Source organism: Pseudomonas sp. v388, assembly GCF_003935425.1.
In the GTDB taxonomy this organism is placed as follows: Bacteria; Pseudomonadota; Gammaproteobacteria; order Pseudomonadales; family Pseudomonadaceae; genus Aquipseudomonas.
The window spans coordinates 163,478-178,336 of record NZ_RHQN01000008.1 but is presented as its reverse complement, the minus strand read 5'-3'; the positions used below and the strand labels follow the sequence as shown (position 1 = coordinate 178,336).

The 14,859-nt window shown below is 62.5% G+C and carries 15 protein-coding genes; 12 read left to right on the top strand and 3 right to left on the bottom strand.

Translation table 11 applies throughout. The annotated features are described in order from the left end of the window. Positions 1-98: 98 nt before the first annotated feature. Positions 99-1,682 carry a TerC family protein gene (locus EGJ27_RS19250; RefSeq protein ID WP_125832325.1) on the bottom strand — a complete coding sequence of 528 codons (1,584 nt, stop codon included), beginning with the start codon at positions 1,680-1,682 and terminating at the stop codon, positions 99-101. Between the two features lie 690 nt (positions 1,683-2,372). On the opposite strand from EGJ27_RS19250, the gene EGJ27_RS19245 reads away from it, so the two are divergent. From EGJ27_RS19245 to EGJ27_RS19225, 5 genes are all read left to right on the top strand, one after another. After that, a complete protein-coding gene (locus tag EGJ27_RS19245; protein ID WP_125832324.1) occupies positions 2,373-2,657 on the top strand; it encodes a hypothetical protein in 285 nt (94 codons plus the stop codon). A gap of 120 nt (positions 2,658-2,777) precedes the next feature. Next, entirely contained in the window at positions 2,778-3,149 is a 372-nt protein-coding gene (locus EGJ27_RS19240; RefSeq protein ID WP_125832323.1) for an FKBP-type peptidyl-prolyl cis-trans isomerase, read from the top strand. Positions 3,150-3,394: 245 nt separating this feature from the next. Beyond that, on the top strand, positions 3,395-3,697 hold the full coding sequence (locus tag EGJ27_RS19235; RefSeq protein ID WP_125832322.1) for a hypothetical protein: 303 nt from the start codon (positions 3,395-3,397) through the stop codon (positions 3,695-3,697). Between the two features lie 91 nt (positions 3,698-3,788). Then, positions 3,789-4,022: a hypothetical protein gene (locus EGJ27_RS19230; protein ID WP_125832321.1), complete on the top strand. Its 234-nt coding sequence runs from the start codon at positions 3,789-3,791 to the stop codon at positions 4,020-4,022. A 90-nt stretch (positions 4,023-4,112) separates the two neighbouring features. Further along, a complete protein-coding gene (locus EGJ27_RS19225) occupies positions 4,113-5,075 on the top strand; it encodes a class I SAM-dependent methyltransferase (RefSeq protein ID WP_125832320.1) in 963 nt (320 codons plus the stop codon). Positions 5,076-5,203: 128 nt separating this feature from the next. Here the strand turns inward: EGJ27_RS19225 and EGJ27_RS19220 are convergent, their stop codons facing one another. Beyond that, the gene (locus EGJ27_RS19220; RefSeq protein WP_125832319.1) at positions 5,204-6,823 is read right to left on the bottom strand and encodes a methyl-accepting chemotaxis protein; all 1,620 of its coding nucleotides are present in this window, start codon (positions 6,821-6,823) and stop codon (positions 5,204-5,206) included. Positions 6,824-7,019: 196 nt separating this feature from the next. Further along, complete coding sequence (locus EGJ27_RS19215) at positions 7,020-7,868, bottom strand: IclR family transcriptional regulator (protein ID WP_125832318.1); 849 nt, start codon at positions 7,866-7,868, stop codon at positions 7,020-7,022. A 245-nt stretch (positions 7,869-8,113) separates the two neighbouring features. On the opposite strand from EGJ27_RS19215, the gene EGJ27_RS19210 reads away from it, so the two are divergent. The 7 genes from EGJ27_RS19210 to EGJ27_RS19180 are packed head-to-tail and all read left to right on the top strand — an operon-like array spanning position 8,114 to position 14,754. Beyond that, complete coding sequence (locus tag EGJ27_RS19210) at positions 8,114-9,142, top strand: ABC transporter ATP-binding protein (RefSeq protein WP_125832317.1); 1,029 nt, start codon at positions 8,114-8,116, stop codon at positions 9,140-9,142. After that, a complete protein-coding gene (locus tag EGJ27_RS19205) occupies positions 9,139-10,011 on the top strand; it encodes an ABC transporter permease (RefSeq protein WP_125832316.1) in 873 nt (290 codons plus the stop codon). Before EGJ27_RS19210 ends, EGJ27_RS19205 begins: the two co-directional genes overlap by 4 nt. A 3-nt stretch (positions 10,012-10,014) precedes the next feature. Beyond that, the gene (locus tag EGJ27_RS19200; RefSeq protein ID WP_125832315.1) at positions 10,015-10,809 is read left to right on the top strand and encodes an ABC transporter permease; all 795 of its coding nucleotides are present in this window, start codon (positions 10,015-10,017) and stop codon (positions 10,807-10,809) included. A gap of 22 nt (positions 10,810-10,831) precedes the next feature. Next, positions 10,832-11,140 (top strand): (2Fe-2S)-binding protein, encoded by a 309-nt coding sequence (locus EGJ27_RS19195; RefSeq protein WP_125832314.1) that lies wholly within the window; start codon positions 10,832-10,834, stop codon positions 11,138-11,140. Then, positions 11,137-12,498 carry an NAD(P)/FAD-dependent oxidoreductase gene (locus EGJ27_RS19190; RefSeq protein ID WP_125832313.1) on the top strand — a complete coding sequence of 454 codons (1,362 nt, stop codon included), beginning with the start codon at positions 11,137-11,139 and terminating at the stop codon, positions 12,496-12,498. Before EGJ27_RS19195 ends, EGJ27_RS19190 begins: the two co-directional genes overlap by 4 nt. Beyond that, positions 12,495-13,694 (top strand): FAD-binding oxidoreductase, encoded by a 1,200-nt coding sequence (locus EGJ27_RS19185; RefSeq protein WP_125832312.1) that lies wholly within the window; start codon positions 12,495-12,497, stop codon positions 13,692-13,694. The genes EGJ27_RS19190 and EGJ27_RS19185 overlap by 4 nt, the downstream gene beginning before the upstream one ends. Next, positions 13,687-14,754: an ABC transporter substrate-binding protein gene (locus EGJ27_RS19180; RefSeq protein WP_371920870.1), complete on the top strand. Its 1,068-nt coding sequence runs from the start codon at positions 13,687-13,689 to the stop codon at positions 14,752-14,754. The genes EGJ27_RS19185 and EGJ27_RS19180 overlap by 8 nt, the downstream gene beginning before the upstream one ends. Positions 14,755-14,859 lie beyond the last annotated feature (105 nt).

The window sequence follows — 14,859 nt, the reverse complement described above, 5'->3', positions numbered from 1 at the left end:
TAGACCAAGGCTCGCCACTCCTCGCGTCTAACAGACGATCAACTGATGAGCAAAGAAAAACGGGCCCTGAGGCCCGTTTCGCTTTACTCGGATGAGCGCTACTTACCGCTGCTGACTTCGGCCTGTTTCTGCAACAGGACGCGGGTCACGCGACGCTCTTCGACGCCCACCACTTTCACATCCCAGCCCTGCCAGTCCAGGTCATCACCAATCACCGGCAGACGGTCCAGCAGGCTCATCACCAGGCCCGCCATGGTCTGGTAGTCCTCGGTGGCCTTGGCCTGAAAACCGGTCCGCTCGCGGATCAGGTTCAGGTTCAAGGCACCGGAGACCAGATAGCCGTCGCCCTGGGCGACGATGTCCGGACCTTCAACCTCGCTGGCGTCCGGCAACTGGCCGGCGATGGATTCAAGAATGTCGGTCATGCTCAGGACACCGATGAAATCACCGAACTCGTTGACCACGAACGCGATGTGGGTCGATGCCTTACGCATCTGTTCCAGGGCGTTGAGGATCGAAAAGCTCTCCAGCAAGTTGACGGCCTTGCGCGACAGCAGACGCAGGTCGGGCTCGTTGCCCGCCAGCATTTCCTTGAGCAGTTCCTTCTTGTGCACGAAGCCTACCGGCTCGTCGATCCCGCCCTCGCCGATCAACGGCAACCGCGAGTATGACGAATGCATCAGGCGGGTACGCACCATTTCCGCATCGTCGCGCAGGTCGATGTAGTCCACTTCGGCACGCGGCGTCATGATGGTGCGGATCGGCCGCTCGGCCAGCTGCAATACGCCACTGATCATGATCCGCTCGCGGCGGTCGAACACCGCTTCGCTGGCGTCGCCTTCGCGCAGGTCGCCCTCGAGCATGTCGATGATTTCTTCATCGACTTCGCCCTCTTCAAGGCGACGACCACCCAGCAGACGCATCACCGCATGGGCGGCACGTTCCCGGCGCGGACGCTGACCATGATTCGAGGTCTTGCGGCGCTTGCGGGCGATCTGGTTGAACATCTCGATCAGGATCGAGAAACCGATGGCCGCGTACAGGTAGCCCTTGGGAATGTGGAAGCCCAGGCCTTCAGCGGTCAGGCTGAAGCCGATCATCATCAGGAAACCCAGGCACAGCATGATCACGGTCGGGTGGCTGTTGACGAATTTGGTCAGCGGTTTACTGGCGACCATCATCAAGCCGATCGAGAAGATCACCGCGATCATCATCACCGACAAGTGCTCGACCATGCCGACGGCCGTGATCACCGCGTCCAGCGAGAACACCGCATCGAGCACGACGATCTGCGCCACGATCGGCCAGAACATCGCGTAAGTCGCGTTACCGGTGCGCTGGCTGACATGGCCTTCGAGCCGCTCATGCAACTCCATGGTGGCCTTGAACAACAGGAACACACCGCCAAACAACATAATCAGGTCGCGGCCGGAGAAACTGTGGTCGAACACCTCGAACAGCGGTTCGGTCAGCGTCACCATCCAGGAAATACTGGCCAGCAGGCCCAGACGCATGATCAGCGCCAGCGACAGGCCAATGACCCGCGCCTTGTCGCGCTGATGAGGCGGGAGCTTGTCGGCCAGGATGGCGATGAAGACCAGGTTATCGATACCCAGTACCAGTTCCAGCACGATAAGAGTCAGCAGGCCAAGCCATGCCGTGGGGTCAGCGATCCATTCCATGGGTTATGAATTCTCGTGAACAATACGGGAAGCGACAGTGCGCGGTTTCGTGCGGACACAGTTGTACGTCACCGGGCCTGGCTCGGCGGATAGGGCTGGCGGGATCGGGCCGGAATCAGCGCGCCGGAGAGAATCGACGAGGCGGCGTATCGGCAAGGGCCTGTCGCTCGAGGGCAAGCGACGTGAGTACGGAAAAGCGACTGCGGTAGCAGAGCAACAAGGAGGCTCCTGAAGGGTATTCATACGGTCCTGAAATTTAATGTGGGACGTGATCCTACAACATGCGCCGGTTTTTCCTTCGATGCAAAAGTATTACAAAGGTTGACCAAACTTCTCTTGAGTCAATGGAAGGCATGCGTCGCCAGCGACGTTATGTCGCACTGAATTGTATGACCGGTTGTCTGACGACCACCCGCACAGTGTAGAAGCCATCCGCCACATGTTTTAAAATATTTCCATATCGTCGAGCGCGGCATCGGCTGAGGTTCCTGTGAATTCTCCTGCCAACCGCTGCGCATTGACCAGAACATAAAAACAAGAGCCCGTCATAGACGGGCTTTTTGCGTTTACAGCTTTTGTTCCGCGTCCCTGTTCCGGGTGCCGCGGCTGGATTCGAGCGCTCTGCGAGTCGCCTTGCCGATACGGCTGGTCGAAGCGCTGCTCTGTTTTTTGATATTGAGGCTATTACCCATGTTGCGGCTTGTTGTAGTTCATCTGTTCCAGTGGTTCAAACGTTTTTCCGTGTCGCTGTTTGCGCGTAATGCGCAGCAAGCGCGTTACTCGCGTGACTTCACCCGTGAGAGCGATCGGGGTCGCTGGACGTTCGTGTCGATCTTCATCGTCTTTACCCTGGGCCTCTACTGCCTGGCCGGCCTGGGTTACTTCGCCAAGGTCAATGTCTGGGACGGTTTCAGCGAAGAGCAGAAGCTGGCTGTTGCACAGGCCATGATCGCCGGTTCACAGAACCTGCTGTAACCGCGCATGACTCGCGTCACCTGACGGGGAAGCTTTGGCTTCCCCGTTTTCGTTCGGGCTGCTTGTCAGCCCGGCGGTTTTCTGCGAGAAAGCACCCCGCTATCCATAGGGACGACCACCATGCGCGACGACTCGAACAACCCTGAACCCACCCTGCCGCAGTTGCAGGTGACCGACCTGCATGTCGGCGACGGCAAAGCGGCGGTCAAAGGCGCGCTGATCACCACCCATTACACGGGCTGGCTACAGGACGGCACCGTTTTCGACTCGTCGCATCAGCGCGGCAAGCCTTTCCAGTGCGTGATCGGTACCGGCCGAGTGATCAAGGGCTGGGATATCGGCCTGATGGGCATGAAAGTGGGCGGTAAACGCAAACTTTTCGTTCCGGCGCACCTGGCCTACGGCGAGCGCAAAATGGGCGCTCATATCCCGCCCCACTCCGACCTGACCTTTGAGCTAGAGCTGCTGGAGGTTCTGACTCGCGATGACTGACGGCTGGCGGCCCTTAGTTTCGGGCTTGCTGCGCTAAAACCGCCCATCGGTCGGGCGTGTTCCGGGGTTCAAAGACACGGCATTTGATGCAAGCATCCCGCATTCATGGGACGTCGCGGTTGAGCGTGCAGTCGTCTTGAACTGAAGTGATTCAGGGTTTCGTCATGAAACCGGTGCAGGAGCTGAGTGAGGTGCTCCTTGCACGCTTCCCGGCTGTGGCCGGGCTGGATCAAAGGGAGCTCAGCATGCTGCACGACAGATTCAGACACCTCACCGGCCTGACCTGGGATCAGGCCGTCGCCCATATCAATAGACTGTTCCTCGAAGCCGAGCGCCTCAACGAATCGGCTTACTCACTCTTGAGCCAGAACACCTTGTCCCCGGAAATATGGGCGGCGTTCTCGGCAACCCGAAAACAGGCCGAGGCCAAATCCGCCCAGGCGCGCCAGGAATGGCTGCGCGTCAGACGCACGTTGGGCTCGGTCAAGCGCGCCTCCCACCACATGGCTGAGCGGCTGGCCTTTCAAGGCCCGTTCCAGCACTGTTGAAACGTCCCTGAACCCGCTGCGGTCCGGTTTGCTTGTTGGCAAGGAAGAAGCCATGCTTCGCGCATGGCTTTCTTCGCTCACAGGAACATGTATGGCCCTCAACAAGTCGACCCAAGAGCTGAAAAAACACCTCAAGGGCACGGCCTCGAATCTCGAGAACACCGCGGACGAAATCCTCAAGCTCGCCTCACAGATGAAAGAAGTCGATGTCACCGCGATCCTGCAACTGGTCAATCGTCTCTACAGCGATGCCGATCAGCTCAAGGCGTATGCCGATGAAGTCAAGGCCAAGAAGATCGTCCGGGCCAAACCTTCATCTGTTTGAGAACGCGTTGGCGCCCTTACGGCGATGCGGGGATTTTCATCGGCCTGAATAGGTTTACCATGTGCGGCCTTTTCATCACCGACCCCTGTCATGACTCCCGAAGCGCTCGCCACCCTGCAACAGCACCTGCTCACGTCCCTGACCGACGTACCCGCCGACACCCGACGCCTGTTTCATGGGCGCGGGCGTGTCTGGCCGGGGCTGGAGCATGTCACGGTCGACTGGATGCAGGGTGTGGTGCTGGTATCGCTGTTCAAACAGCCCCAGGAAGATGAACTCGCCGCACTGACCGCGTTGTTACACGCGCTGACTCGCACCGCGCAATGGCAGCAGAGCCAGGCGCACAGCCTGTTGCTGCAACATCGCTATCTGCCGCAAAGCACCGTGCAATGGCTGTCTGGCGAGAGCATTGATGAATGGGTGATCACCGAGAATGGTCTGCGCTACAAGGTCGATTTCGGCAAGAAGCAGAACAGCGGCCTGTTCCTTGACATGCGCTACGGCCGCGACTGGGTACGCGAGCAGGCCAAGGGCAAGCGCGTCCTGAACCTGTTCGCCTACACCTGCGGGTTTTCCGTGGCGGCCATCGCCGGCGGCGCCGACCATGTGGTGAACCTGGACATGGCCCGCGCCGCGCTCAATCGCGGGCGCGAGAATCACCACCTCAATGGCCATGACTTGAGCCGGGTGAGCTTCCTGGGTCACGACCTGTTCAAATCCTGGGCCAAGGTGACGCGCATGGGGCCGTATGACTTGATCATCATTGACCCGCCCTCCTTCCAGAAAGGCAGCTTCATGCTCGACAAGGATTACCAGCGAGTGCTGCGTCGGCTGCCGGAGTTGCTGGAAGAGAACGGTACGGTGCTGGCCTGCATGAATGACCCTGCGCTAGGGCCTGATTTCCTGATCCGGCACACAGCCATTGAAGCCCCGGGCCTGCGCTTCGAGAAACGCCTGGAAAACCCGCCGGAATTCCCGGACGACCGCGAAGACGGCGGGCTCAAGGCGCTGGTGTTCACCTATGAAGGTGAGTCACGCAGCGGTTGGGCGTAAGCCGGAAACGTTTCTGCAGGAGCCACCTTGGTGGCGAACCGGCCGATACATTCGCCGCGTACGAACCGCAAAACCGCCTTCGCCAGCAAGGCGGATCGCCGCGCCGGTGGCCACCGCAGGGAACTGCGTCAGGCGCCCAGCCGCGAGATCACTTCATTCAGGCCAACCGACAAGCCATGCAGATCCTGACTTGCGCCTTGGGTGCGCTTGACATTGTCCTGGTTGGTGGTGGCGATGGCGGTGATTTCGGTCAGGTTGCGCGAGATATCCTCGGCCACTGAAGTCTGCTCTTCGGCGGCGGTGGCGATCTGGCGGTTCATGTCGCGGATGTTTTCGACTGCCAGCGTGATGCGCTGCAAGGTCTCGCCGGCCTGGGTCACCTGCTCGACGCTTTCTTCACTGCGTGCCTGGCCACCCTGGATCGCCTGGACAGCGTCGGTCGCGCCGGTCTGCACCGAGTTGATGATCTGATTGATCTCGGCGGTGGATTCGGCGGTGCGCTGCGCCAGTGTGCGCACTTCATCGGCCACTACGGCAAAGCCACGCCCGGCTTCCCCGGCCCGCGCGGCTTCAATGGCGGCGTTCAAGGCCAGCAGGTTGGTCTGCTCGGCGATACCGCGGATCACTTCCAGCACCTTGCCGATGCGGCCGCTGTCGTTTTCCAGGCGCTGAATGACTTCAGCGGTGGAGGCAATCTCGTTGCGCATCCGGGTGATGGTGGAAATCGTCGATTGCATGACCTTCTCACCGCTCTGAGCGCTGTGATCGGCTTCATCGGCAGCCCGCGCGGCATCGGCGGCATGACGTGCGACTTCCTGAGCGGTGGCGGACATCTCGGTCATGGCGGTCGCTACCTGGTCGGTGCGCTCGAACTGCTCGTTGGTGCCTTGGGCCATGAGGGCGGCGATCGCTTTCAGCTCGCCACCGGCGGTGTCCAGATCGGCGCTGCTGCTCTTGAGACGGGTGAACGTGTCGGCCAGAAAGTCACGCAGGGTGTTGGCGGCGGCGGCCAGCCGGCCCAATTCGTCACGACGGTTGATATCGACGCGGGCTACCAGTTTGCCTTCCGACAGCTTGGCAACGTAGTCGATCAACACGCTGACCGGCACAATCACGTTGCGCGTCACCATCCACAAGGTCAGCAAGCCCACCAGCACGGCCGACACCAGCAGCACCACAATGCCGATCAGGATAGTTCGGTCGGCATCGGCGCTGATCGCCACCGATTGAGCGCTGCTGGATTTGTGCAACTGATCGACCACGACCGCCATCTGTTCGCTGGTCGAGCGATCTACGCCCTTGACGGCCAGATCACCGGCGGCCGCGTCCCCGTCGGCGGCGACGAACGCATCACGCCCGGTCCGGTAAGCGGCTCCCAGCGAACGGTGTTCCTGTTGCAACGTCTGCAACTGGGTTTTCAAAGCCGCGTCGATACTCGGCAATGCACCGAGCTTGCCCAGGGTTTCCTGGACCAGACGCTCTTGTTCCTCGAACTGACGCCAGTATTTGTCGCGTTCCGTGGCCGTTTTACCGCGCAGCAGAACGTTCTTCCATTCCTGGACCTGAACCTTGAATTGCAGGTTGGCCTCGTCGACCAATTGCGACGCCTGAACAGGCCCCTGGAGCAGTCCCCGGTAAGCATGCACGTTGTTGGACAGGAAGTTGAAACAGGCCAGGGCGATGAGCAGCATCAGCACCAGGCTGCCACTGAGCATGGCAAGGATTTGTAGCCGCAAGGATTTGGACATGACGAGATCTCTGGGAAATGAGGTCGGCGGCGTTGCGCCAACGGTAGTGCTACTTCCCTGTAATCACCCTGACGGGGTGTCGTTCATCCGGCCTATCGGCTTGGCGGCGTACTTCTTTAATCAAGCGGCTATCGTCAGAGAAATCGAGATGAATATGACAATATGATGACGCCAGAAAAATTATTTTCCATGGCGCTCAATCACTCAACCCGAACACTTGGCTCGGACGCCGCAGGGACGGATCGAACGGGTTGATCCGGGCACTGACCGCGCCAGCCTCGCGCTTGAGCAGTTCCACGACGGTCAGCAGCCGGTCCGGACCCAGTCGGTCGCTGATGGTCGCCACACTCAACGCGGCCACCGCTCGACCGCTTCGATCCAGAATGGGCACGGCAAGCCCGGCCATGCCGGGCAGCGCGCCGGTGTTGCGAGCGGCATAGCCCTGCCGCCGCACGTTATCGATCTCTGAGCGCAGCAGCACTTCGTCATACAGATGAAAATCCTTGAGGCGCGGCAGGTTGTAGCGAATCACGGTTTCCCGCTCTTCTTCAGGCAGGAACGCCAGAATCGCCAGGCTGCCCTGGCCCACGCCCAGCGCCACGCGGCCGCCGATATCGCCGGTGAAAGTGCGGATCGGATACGGCCCTTCGCTGCGGTCCAGGCAAATGGCATCGAAGCCGCTGCGCGCCAGCAAGAACAACGAATCCCCCAGCGACGCCGACAGCCGCAACAGGCTCGGGCGCACCAGATCCCGCAGGTTGCCGCTGTTGCCGGCTTTCGCTGCCAAGGCGAAGAACTCGATGCTCAGCCGGTAGCGCTTGCTGAGCTGATCCTGCTCGACCATGCCCTCTTCGACCAGACTGCGTAACAGGCGATGGGTCGTGGGTTGGGAAAGCCCGACTCGCTGGGCCAGTTGAGTGACGCGTTCGCCACCTTCCGGACAGTCGCCCAGGCAGCGCAGCACAGCAAACAGGCGGGAAACGCCGCCAACGCCCACCGCTGTTCCGACGTCATTATGTTCACTATTCCGCTCAGTGGAATTCATGGTCGTTTAATCCGGCAAGCCATCCATTGAATGAAAGAATTCAAAAATAAATATCAACCAGTGAAATTCCCCGTTGAGCGAATCCTAGTCCTGGACCTAATCTGAGTCCACAGGGGCGATTTGAACAATCACCGGTAGCCGACCCAGAGCGAGCACCAACGTCCACAAGCTGCATGGCTTCACTTCGCATCTGCCCATGACAACACGCGTGTTCCATCGCGCATGACAACAAGGTGCAAGCAGCCATGGCATTTTTGCAGCTCGAAGGTCTCTCCAAACGTTATGGCGCCATTGACGCCGTGGTCGCCACCCACCTGGCTGTCGAACAAGGCGAATTCGTCTCCCTGCTAGGCCCGTCGGGCTGCGGCAAAACCACCACCTTGCAAATGATCGCCGGCTTCGTCGACGTCAGTGACGGCCGCATCGTGCTCGACGGACGCGACATCACCCACGCCAGGCCCAGCACCCGTGGGCTTGGTGTGGTATTCCAGAGCTACGCGCTGTTTCCGCACATGACCGTGGCCGACAACGTTGCCTTCGGCCTGCGGATGCGCAAGATCGCGCAGGCAGAGATTCAGACCCGCGTGAATCGGGTTCTGGAGCTGGTGCGCCTCACCCAGCATGCCGAACGCTATCCACGCGAATTGTCCGGCGGCCAGCGCCAACGGGTTGCCCTGGCCCGCGCCCTGGTGATCGAACCGCCGGTCCTGCTGCTGGACGAGCCGCTGTCGAATCTGGATGCCAACCTGCGCGAAGAGATGCAGTTCGAAATCCGCCGCATCCAGAACGAGGTCGGCATTACCACGCTGATGGTGACCCACGACCAGGCCGAGGCGCTGTCCATCAGCGACCGCGTGGTGGTCATGCAGGCCGGGCGCATCACCCAGATCGACGAACCCTACAAGCTCTACGAACACCCGCGCACGCGCTTCATCTCAGGCTTCGTCGGCAAGGCCAATATGCTGCCCGGCGACCTGGACGGTGCCGGCTGCCCGCAGGTGCGGCAGTTACCGGGGGACGGCGCGCTGACGTTGAGCCTGCGCCCCGAAAAGATTGATCTGGTGGAGGCTGGCTGCGGTCGGCTGTCAGGCCGGATCGTGACCCGTTACTTTCTTGGCAGCCAATGGCTGTACCGCATCCAGACCGGTGTCGGTGAGGTCACCGTGGTGCGCCGCAACGACGGGCTGGCGCCGCTGGAGGAAGGCACGGCGGTCGGGCTGGACTGGCCAAGCGACCTGTTGCGAGTGCTGGACGCCGACGAGGTGCGCCCATGAGCCTGGCGTCCGAAATGCGCCAGGGCGGCCGCGGCTACTGGCTGTCCGCGCCGGCGCTGGCGTTGTACATCGGGCTGCTGGTGCTGCCGCTGGGACTGACGCTGGTGTTGTCGTTCAACGTCTTCGACTACGAGGTCGGGGTCAAGAGCGACAGCTACACCTTGGGCCACTACGTGGCCGTGCTCACCGATTCCTACTTCTATGAAATCTTCCTGCGCACCTTCTGGATCAGCGCGCTGGTCACCCTGCTGTGCGTGCTGATCGGTGTGCCGGAAGCCTACATCCTCAGCCGCATGCGTGCCCCGTGGCGCTCGATCTTCCTGATCCTGATTCTTACCCCATTGCTGATCTCGGTGGTGGTGCGCGCCTTCGGCTGGAGCCTGCTGCTCGGCGCCGACGGCCTGATCAACCAGGCGATCCAGGCCATGGGCGGCCGGCCGGTGAAGATGCTCTACACTCCGTTCGCCGTGATCATCGCCTTGGTGCACGTGATGCTGCCGTTCATGATCATCCCGGTATGGACCTCCCTGCAGAAACTCGACCCCACCGCCGAACAGGCCGCGCTGTCCCTGGGCGCCAGCCAGGCGAAGGTGATGCGCCTTATCGTTCTGCCTCAAGTGATGCCGGGCGTGTTGTCCGGCTCGCTGATCGTCTTCGGCCTGGCCGCCAGCTCCTTCGCGATTCCCGGCCTGCTGGGCGGTCGGCGCCTGAAGATGGTGGCCACCGTGGTCTACGACCAATACCTCTCGGAACTCAACTGGCCCATGGGCGCGACCATTGCGGTGGCGCTGCTGCTGGTGAATCTGGCGATCATGCTGTCCTGGAACCGCATGATCGAAGGCCGCTACAAGAAATCCCTGGGGGAATGATCCATGTCCAGAAACGGTCCTTTGGCGCTGGCTTTCCATGCGCTGGTCGTGGTGTTCATGATGGCGCCGCTGGTGGTGGTCTGCCTGGTGGCCTTCACCCCGGAAAACACGCTGAGCCTGCCCACCACCGACTTTTCCCTGCGCTGGTTCCGGGCGATCTTCGAGCGTGCGGATTTCGTCGACTCGTTCTACAACAGCCTGATCCTGGCCTTCGTGTCGGCAACCCTGGCGACCCTGATCGCGGTTCCGGCAGCGCTGGCGATCACCCGTCATCAGTTTCCGGGGCGCAACTTCTGCAACGCGCTGTTCCTGTCGCCGATCATCATTCCGCACCTGGTGCTGGGCGTGGCGATGCTGCGCCTGTTTGCGCTGATGGGCGTCAACGGCAGCTTCACCTGGCTGATTCTGGCCCATACGCTGGTGATCACGCCGTATGTGCTGCGCCTGGTGCTGGCGGCCGCCATTGGTATCGACCGCAGCGCTGAGCAGGCAGCGGAATCCTTGGGTGCCAGCCGTTTCACGCTGTTTCGCCAGATCACCCTGCCGATGATCCTGCCCGGCGTCGCCGGCGGCTGGCTGCTGGCGTTCATCAACAGTTTCGATGAAGTGACGCTGTCGATCTTCGTCACCTCGCCCGCCACCCAGACGTTGCCGGTGCGCATGTACGTGTACGCGACCGAATCCATCGACCCGATGATGGCCGCGGTGTCCGCACTGGTCATCGCCCTGACGGCCGCGACCATGATCCTGCTGGACCGGGTCTACGGCCTGGACCGGGTGCTGGTCGGCAAACATTAATCCCAGGCGGAGCCCTGTAGTCATGGCATTGTTGAAAAGATTGGTCGAGACCGACCGCCCCAGCCTGGCGTTCACCCTGGACGGCCGGCCCGCCAGCGGGTTGTTGGGCGATACCCTGCTGACCGCCGTACTGACCGCCGAGAACCACTTGCGCGGCAGCGACTTCAGCGCCGAGCCGCGCGCCGGGTTTTGCATGATGGGCGCTTGTCAGGATTGCTGGGTAAAGCTGGGCGATGGGCGACGGGTACGCGCGTGCTCGACGCTGCTGGAGGCGGGTGCCGAGGTGCGCCGCGAACCCGGACGCACACCCTGCACAGGACCGCAGCCATGAGCCAATCGCCAGTGGTCATTATCGGTGCGGGTCCGGCCGGCATTCGCGCCGCCCAGACCTTGCTCGCCCACGGCGTACGACCTTGCCTCATCGACGAGGGCCTGCGCGGCGGCGGGCAGATCTACCGCCGCCAGCCCGAGCATTTCCGGCGCTCGGCCAGCGACCTTTATGGTTTTGAAGCCAGCAAGGCAACGGCCATCCACCAGACAATCGACAGCCTGGCCGCCACCATCGACTACCGGCCAGGGACGCTGGTGTGGAATGCCGAGGACGGCCGGCTGGACACGCTGTGTGACGCACATGCCGGACGCATCGATTATGAAAGACTGATCGTCGCGACCGGCGCCACGGACCGCATTCTGCCGATGCCGGGCTGGACCCTGCCCGGCGTCTACAGCCTGGGTGCCGCGCAAATCGCGTTGAAGTATCAGGGTTGCGCCATCGGCGAGCGGGTGGTGTTCAGCGGCAGCGGTCCGTTGCTGTATCTGGTCGCGTATCAATATGCCAAGGCCGGCGCGAAGGTACTGGCAGTGCTCGACAGCTCGCCTTTCTCCGCTCAGTGCCGTGCCCTGCCCGCCTTGCTCGGCCAGCCTGCGACCCTCGCCAAAGGCCTGTATTACCGCGCCTGGCTGAGCGTCCACGGCATACCGGTGCATCAGGGCGTCACGCTGCAGCGGGTCGAAGGCCGGCAACGGGTCGAGGCCGTGCGCTGGCAGCGTGCGGATGAGGAGCACGAAACCGCGTGCGATGCGGTGGCCTTTGCCCACGCCCTGCGCAGCGAAACCCAGCTGGCGGATCTGTTGGGCTGCGAGTTCGCCTGGAGCGCGCTGAACCGGGCGTGGCTGCCCGCCCGCGACGAGGCCGGACGCAGCAGTGTGCCGGGGGTTTACCTGGCTGGCGACGGCGCCGGCATCATGGGCGCCGATGCCGCCGAAATGGCCGGCGAGCTGGCAGCCCTGGCCTTGTTGGCGGACAGCGGGCACACCGTGGACGTGCAGCGTAGCGAACACCTGCACCGTCGGCTCAAACGCATCGAGCACTTTCGTCACGGGCTGGAAAGCGCGTTCCCGTTCCCGCTCGACTGGGCGGCGCAGGTGGCCGATGACACCCCGATCTGCCGCTGCGAGGAAGTCAGCGCCGGGCAGATTCGTGCCACGGTGGACGAAGGCCACTGGGAAGTGAACCGGGTCAAGGCCATGTGCCGGGTCGGCATGGGCCGTTGCCAAGGGCGGATGTGCGGCATGGCGGCGGCGGAAATCATCGCCGCCCGGAGCGGCCGCGCCATCAATGACATTGGCCGGTTGCGCGGCCAGGCCCCGGTCAAACCACTGCCGTTCGGCCTGGAGATCGAGCCATGAGTGGAATTATCGAAACCGATGCGCTGGTCATCGGCGGCGGCATCGTCGGCTCATCCGCCGCGATGGCCCTGGCGAGCCACGGCAAACGGGTCGCGCTGCTAGAGAGGGATTTCTGCGGATCGCATTCCAGCGGCGTCAACTACGGCGGCGTGCGGCGTCAGGGTCGCCTGTTGTCGCAACTGCCGCTCTCGCAACGGGCGCACCAGATCTGGGGCGGACTCAAGGAACTGCTCGGCACCGACGGCGAATACGTGCGCTCCGGCCACTTGAAACTGGCGCGCAGCGAGCAGGACCTGGACGCGCTGCGCCGGTATGCCGAAGCCAGCGAACCGTTCGGGCTTGAGCTGCAATTGCTGGACCGTGACCAATTACGGGCACGCTACCCATGGGCCGGCGATGTGGCGGTGGGCGCTTCGCTGTGTGCCGATGACGGCCACGCCAACCCGCGCCTGGTGTCACCGGCCTTCGCTCGCGCCGCACGTTTGGCAGGCGCGCAGATTTTCGAACAGGCCAAGGTTGTGAGTGTGGATCACGACGGCCAGGCATTTATCGTCCGGACCTCCAGCGGCCTGACTCTGCGCGCGCCGTGGCTGCTCAATTGCGCAGGCGCCTGGGCCGGAGAATTGGCGGCGCAGTTCGGCGAGCCGGTGCCTATGTATTCCGGCCATCCGGCGATGCTGGTCACAGAACCGTTGCCGATGTTCATGGACGTCAGCACCGGCGTGGAAGGCGGCGGCATTTATGCGCGCCAGGTGGCGCGCGGCAACTGCGTGCTGGGCGGCGGCCAGGGTTTTGCGCTGGACCCGGCCCGCGCGCGACCCGGTCAGGCGGCGGTGCTGGACATCCTGCGCAACGCAGTCGAACTCTACCCACCGCTGGCTGGCGCCATGGCGATCCGCACCTGGAGCGGCACCGAAGGTTATTTGCCCGACCGTCAACCGGTGCTTGGCCCGAGCCTGCGCCAGCCCGGCCTGCTGCACGGTTTCGGCTTTGCCGGCGCGGGTTTCCAGATCGGCCCGGCGGTCGGCGAGGCGCTGGCCCAGTGGGTCTGCGACGGCCACTCGGTCATCGCCCTGGACGCATTTTCCATCGGCCGCTTCCGGGCAGCCGATTCATCCCTGTCACTCCCTGATTCCACCCACAACGTCATCCCATTGCGCTCACATTGCACAGAGGAAGGTCGCCCCAATGACTAATGCCCGCCAGTCCAACGCCAAACGTCGCGTCATGCTCGGTTTGTCCTGCTTGCCGCTCGCCAGCCTGCTCGTCGCAGCGCCCGCCCAGGCCGAGACCACCCTCTACCTGGGGATGAACGGCGGGACCATGGAACGCCTGTATGCCGATCAGGTGCTGCCGGCCTTCGAGAAGGCCAATAACGTCAAGGTGGTGATCGTGCCCGGCACTTCGGCGGACATTCTGGCCAAGGTCCAGGCCAGCAAGGACAGCCCGCAGATGCACGTCATGTTCCTCGACGACGGCATCATGTACCGCGCCATTTCCATGGGCCTGTGCGATCCGTTGCAACCCAGCGCCGGGCTGGCGGACCTGCCGGACAAGGCGAAGATCAAGGACCAGGCGGCCGCCGTCAGTCTTGGTGTGACGGGGCTGGCGTACAACACCCGGATGTTCAAGGAAAACGGCTGGAGCGCGCCGACCTCGTGGATGGACCTGGCCGACAAGCGCTTCAAGGACAAGGTGGTCTTCCAGTCGCTGGCCTCGTCCACCTTCGGCTTACATGGCTTCCTGATGTTCAACCGCATCCAGGGCGGCAGCGAGAAGGATGTTGAACCGGGCTTCAAGGCCTGGCCGAAGACCGTCGGCACCAACGTGCTGGAATACATCGCCAGTTCCGCGAAAATCTCGGAAATGGTCCAGACCGACGAGGCCGCTCTGTTCCCGCTGACGCCCACCCAGGTTACTGCGCTGAAAATCAAGGGCGTGCCGGTGGAATACGCGGCGCCCAAGGAAGGCGGTGTGGTGCTCAACGTCGCGGAGTGCGCCATCGCCAAGAACAGCCAGCCCGAGCTGGCGCAGAAACTGGCCGCCTACTTGCTGAGCCCCGAAGCCCAGGCTCCGGCGCTGGAGTTCGGCGACCAGATCCCGTCCAACCCGAAAACCCCGACCACCGACAAGACCCGCAGCCAGGTGGAAGCCATGAACACATACCTGAAAACCGCCATCACCATTGACTGGGATCAGGTCAACCAGATCCGCCCGGAATGGAACGCCCGCTGGAGTCGGAGTGTGGAGCGGTAGGCATACCGAGAAGAAGACTGTAGGCGCGGACCGGGCAGCGCTCCGCTTGTCTGCAAAGAGACTGGTGCAACCACAGCCAATGTTTCGTCTGCAAGTCAGTCTTCG

Bases quoted from the DNA above. Each gene is read 5' to 3' on its own strand.
- EGJ27_RS19225 (WP_125832320.1), top strand. From the start codon at position 4,113: ATGACTCCCGAAGCGCTCGCCACCCTGCAACAGCACCTGCTCACGTCC.
- EGJ27_RS19250 (WP_125832325.1), bottom strand. From the start codon at position 1,682: ATGGAATGGATCGCTGACCCCACGGCATGGCTTGGCCTGCTGACTCTT.
- EGJ27_RS19180 (WP_371920870.1), top strand. From the start codon at position 13,687: ATGACTAATGCCCGCCAGTCCAACGCCAAACGTCGCGTCATGCTCGGT.
- EGJ27_RS19185 (WP_125832312.1), top strand. From the start codon at position 12,495: ATGAGTGGAATTATCGAAACCGATGCGCTGGTCATCGGCGGCGGCATC.
- EGJ27_RS19210 (WP_125832317.1), top strand. From the start codon at position 8,114: ATGGCATTTTTGCAGCTCGAAGGTCTCTCCAAACGTTATGGCGCCATT.
- EGJ27_RS19230 (WP_125832321.1), top strand. From the start codon at position 3,789: ATGGCCCTCAACAAGTCGACCCAAGAGCTGAAAAAACACCTCAAGGGC.
- EGJ27_RS19205 (WP_125832316.1), top strand. From the start codon at position 9,139: ATGAGCCTGGCGTCCGAAATGCGCCAGGGCGGCCGCGGCTACTGGCTG.
- EGJ27_RS19240 (WP_125832323.1), top strand. From the start codon at position 2,778: ATGCGCGACGACTCGAACAACCCTGAACCCACCCTGCCGCAGTTGCAG.
- EGJ27_RS19245 (WP_125832324.1), top strand. From the start codon at position 2,373: ATGTTGCGGCTTGTTGTAGTTCATCTGTTCCAGTGGTTCAAACGTTTT.
- EGJ27_RS19220 (WP_125832319.1), bottom strand. From the start codon at position 6,823: ATGTCCAAATCCTTGCGGCTACAAATCCTTGCCATGCTCAGTGGCAGC.
- EGJ27_RS19200 (WP_125832315.1), top strand. From the start codon at position 10,015: ATGTCCAGAAACGGTCCTTTGGCGCTGGCTTTCCATGCGCTGGTCGTG.
- EGJ27_RS19190 (WP_125832313.1), top strand. From the start codon at position 11,137: ATGAGCCAATCGCCAGTGGTCATTATCGGTGCGGGTCCGGCCGGCATT.
- EGJ27_RS19235 (WP_125832322.1), top strand. From the start codon at position 3,395: ATGCTGCACGACAGATTCAGACACCTCACCGGCCTGACCTGGGATCAG.
- EGJ27_RS19215 (WP_125832318.1), bottom strand. From the start codon at position 7,868: ATGAATTCCACTGAGCGGAATAGTGAACATAATGACGTCGGAACAGCG.
- EGJ27_RS19195 (WP_125832314.1), top strand. From the start codon at position 10,832: ATGGCATTGTTGAAAAGATTGGTCGAGACCGACCGCCCCAGCCTGGCG.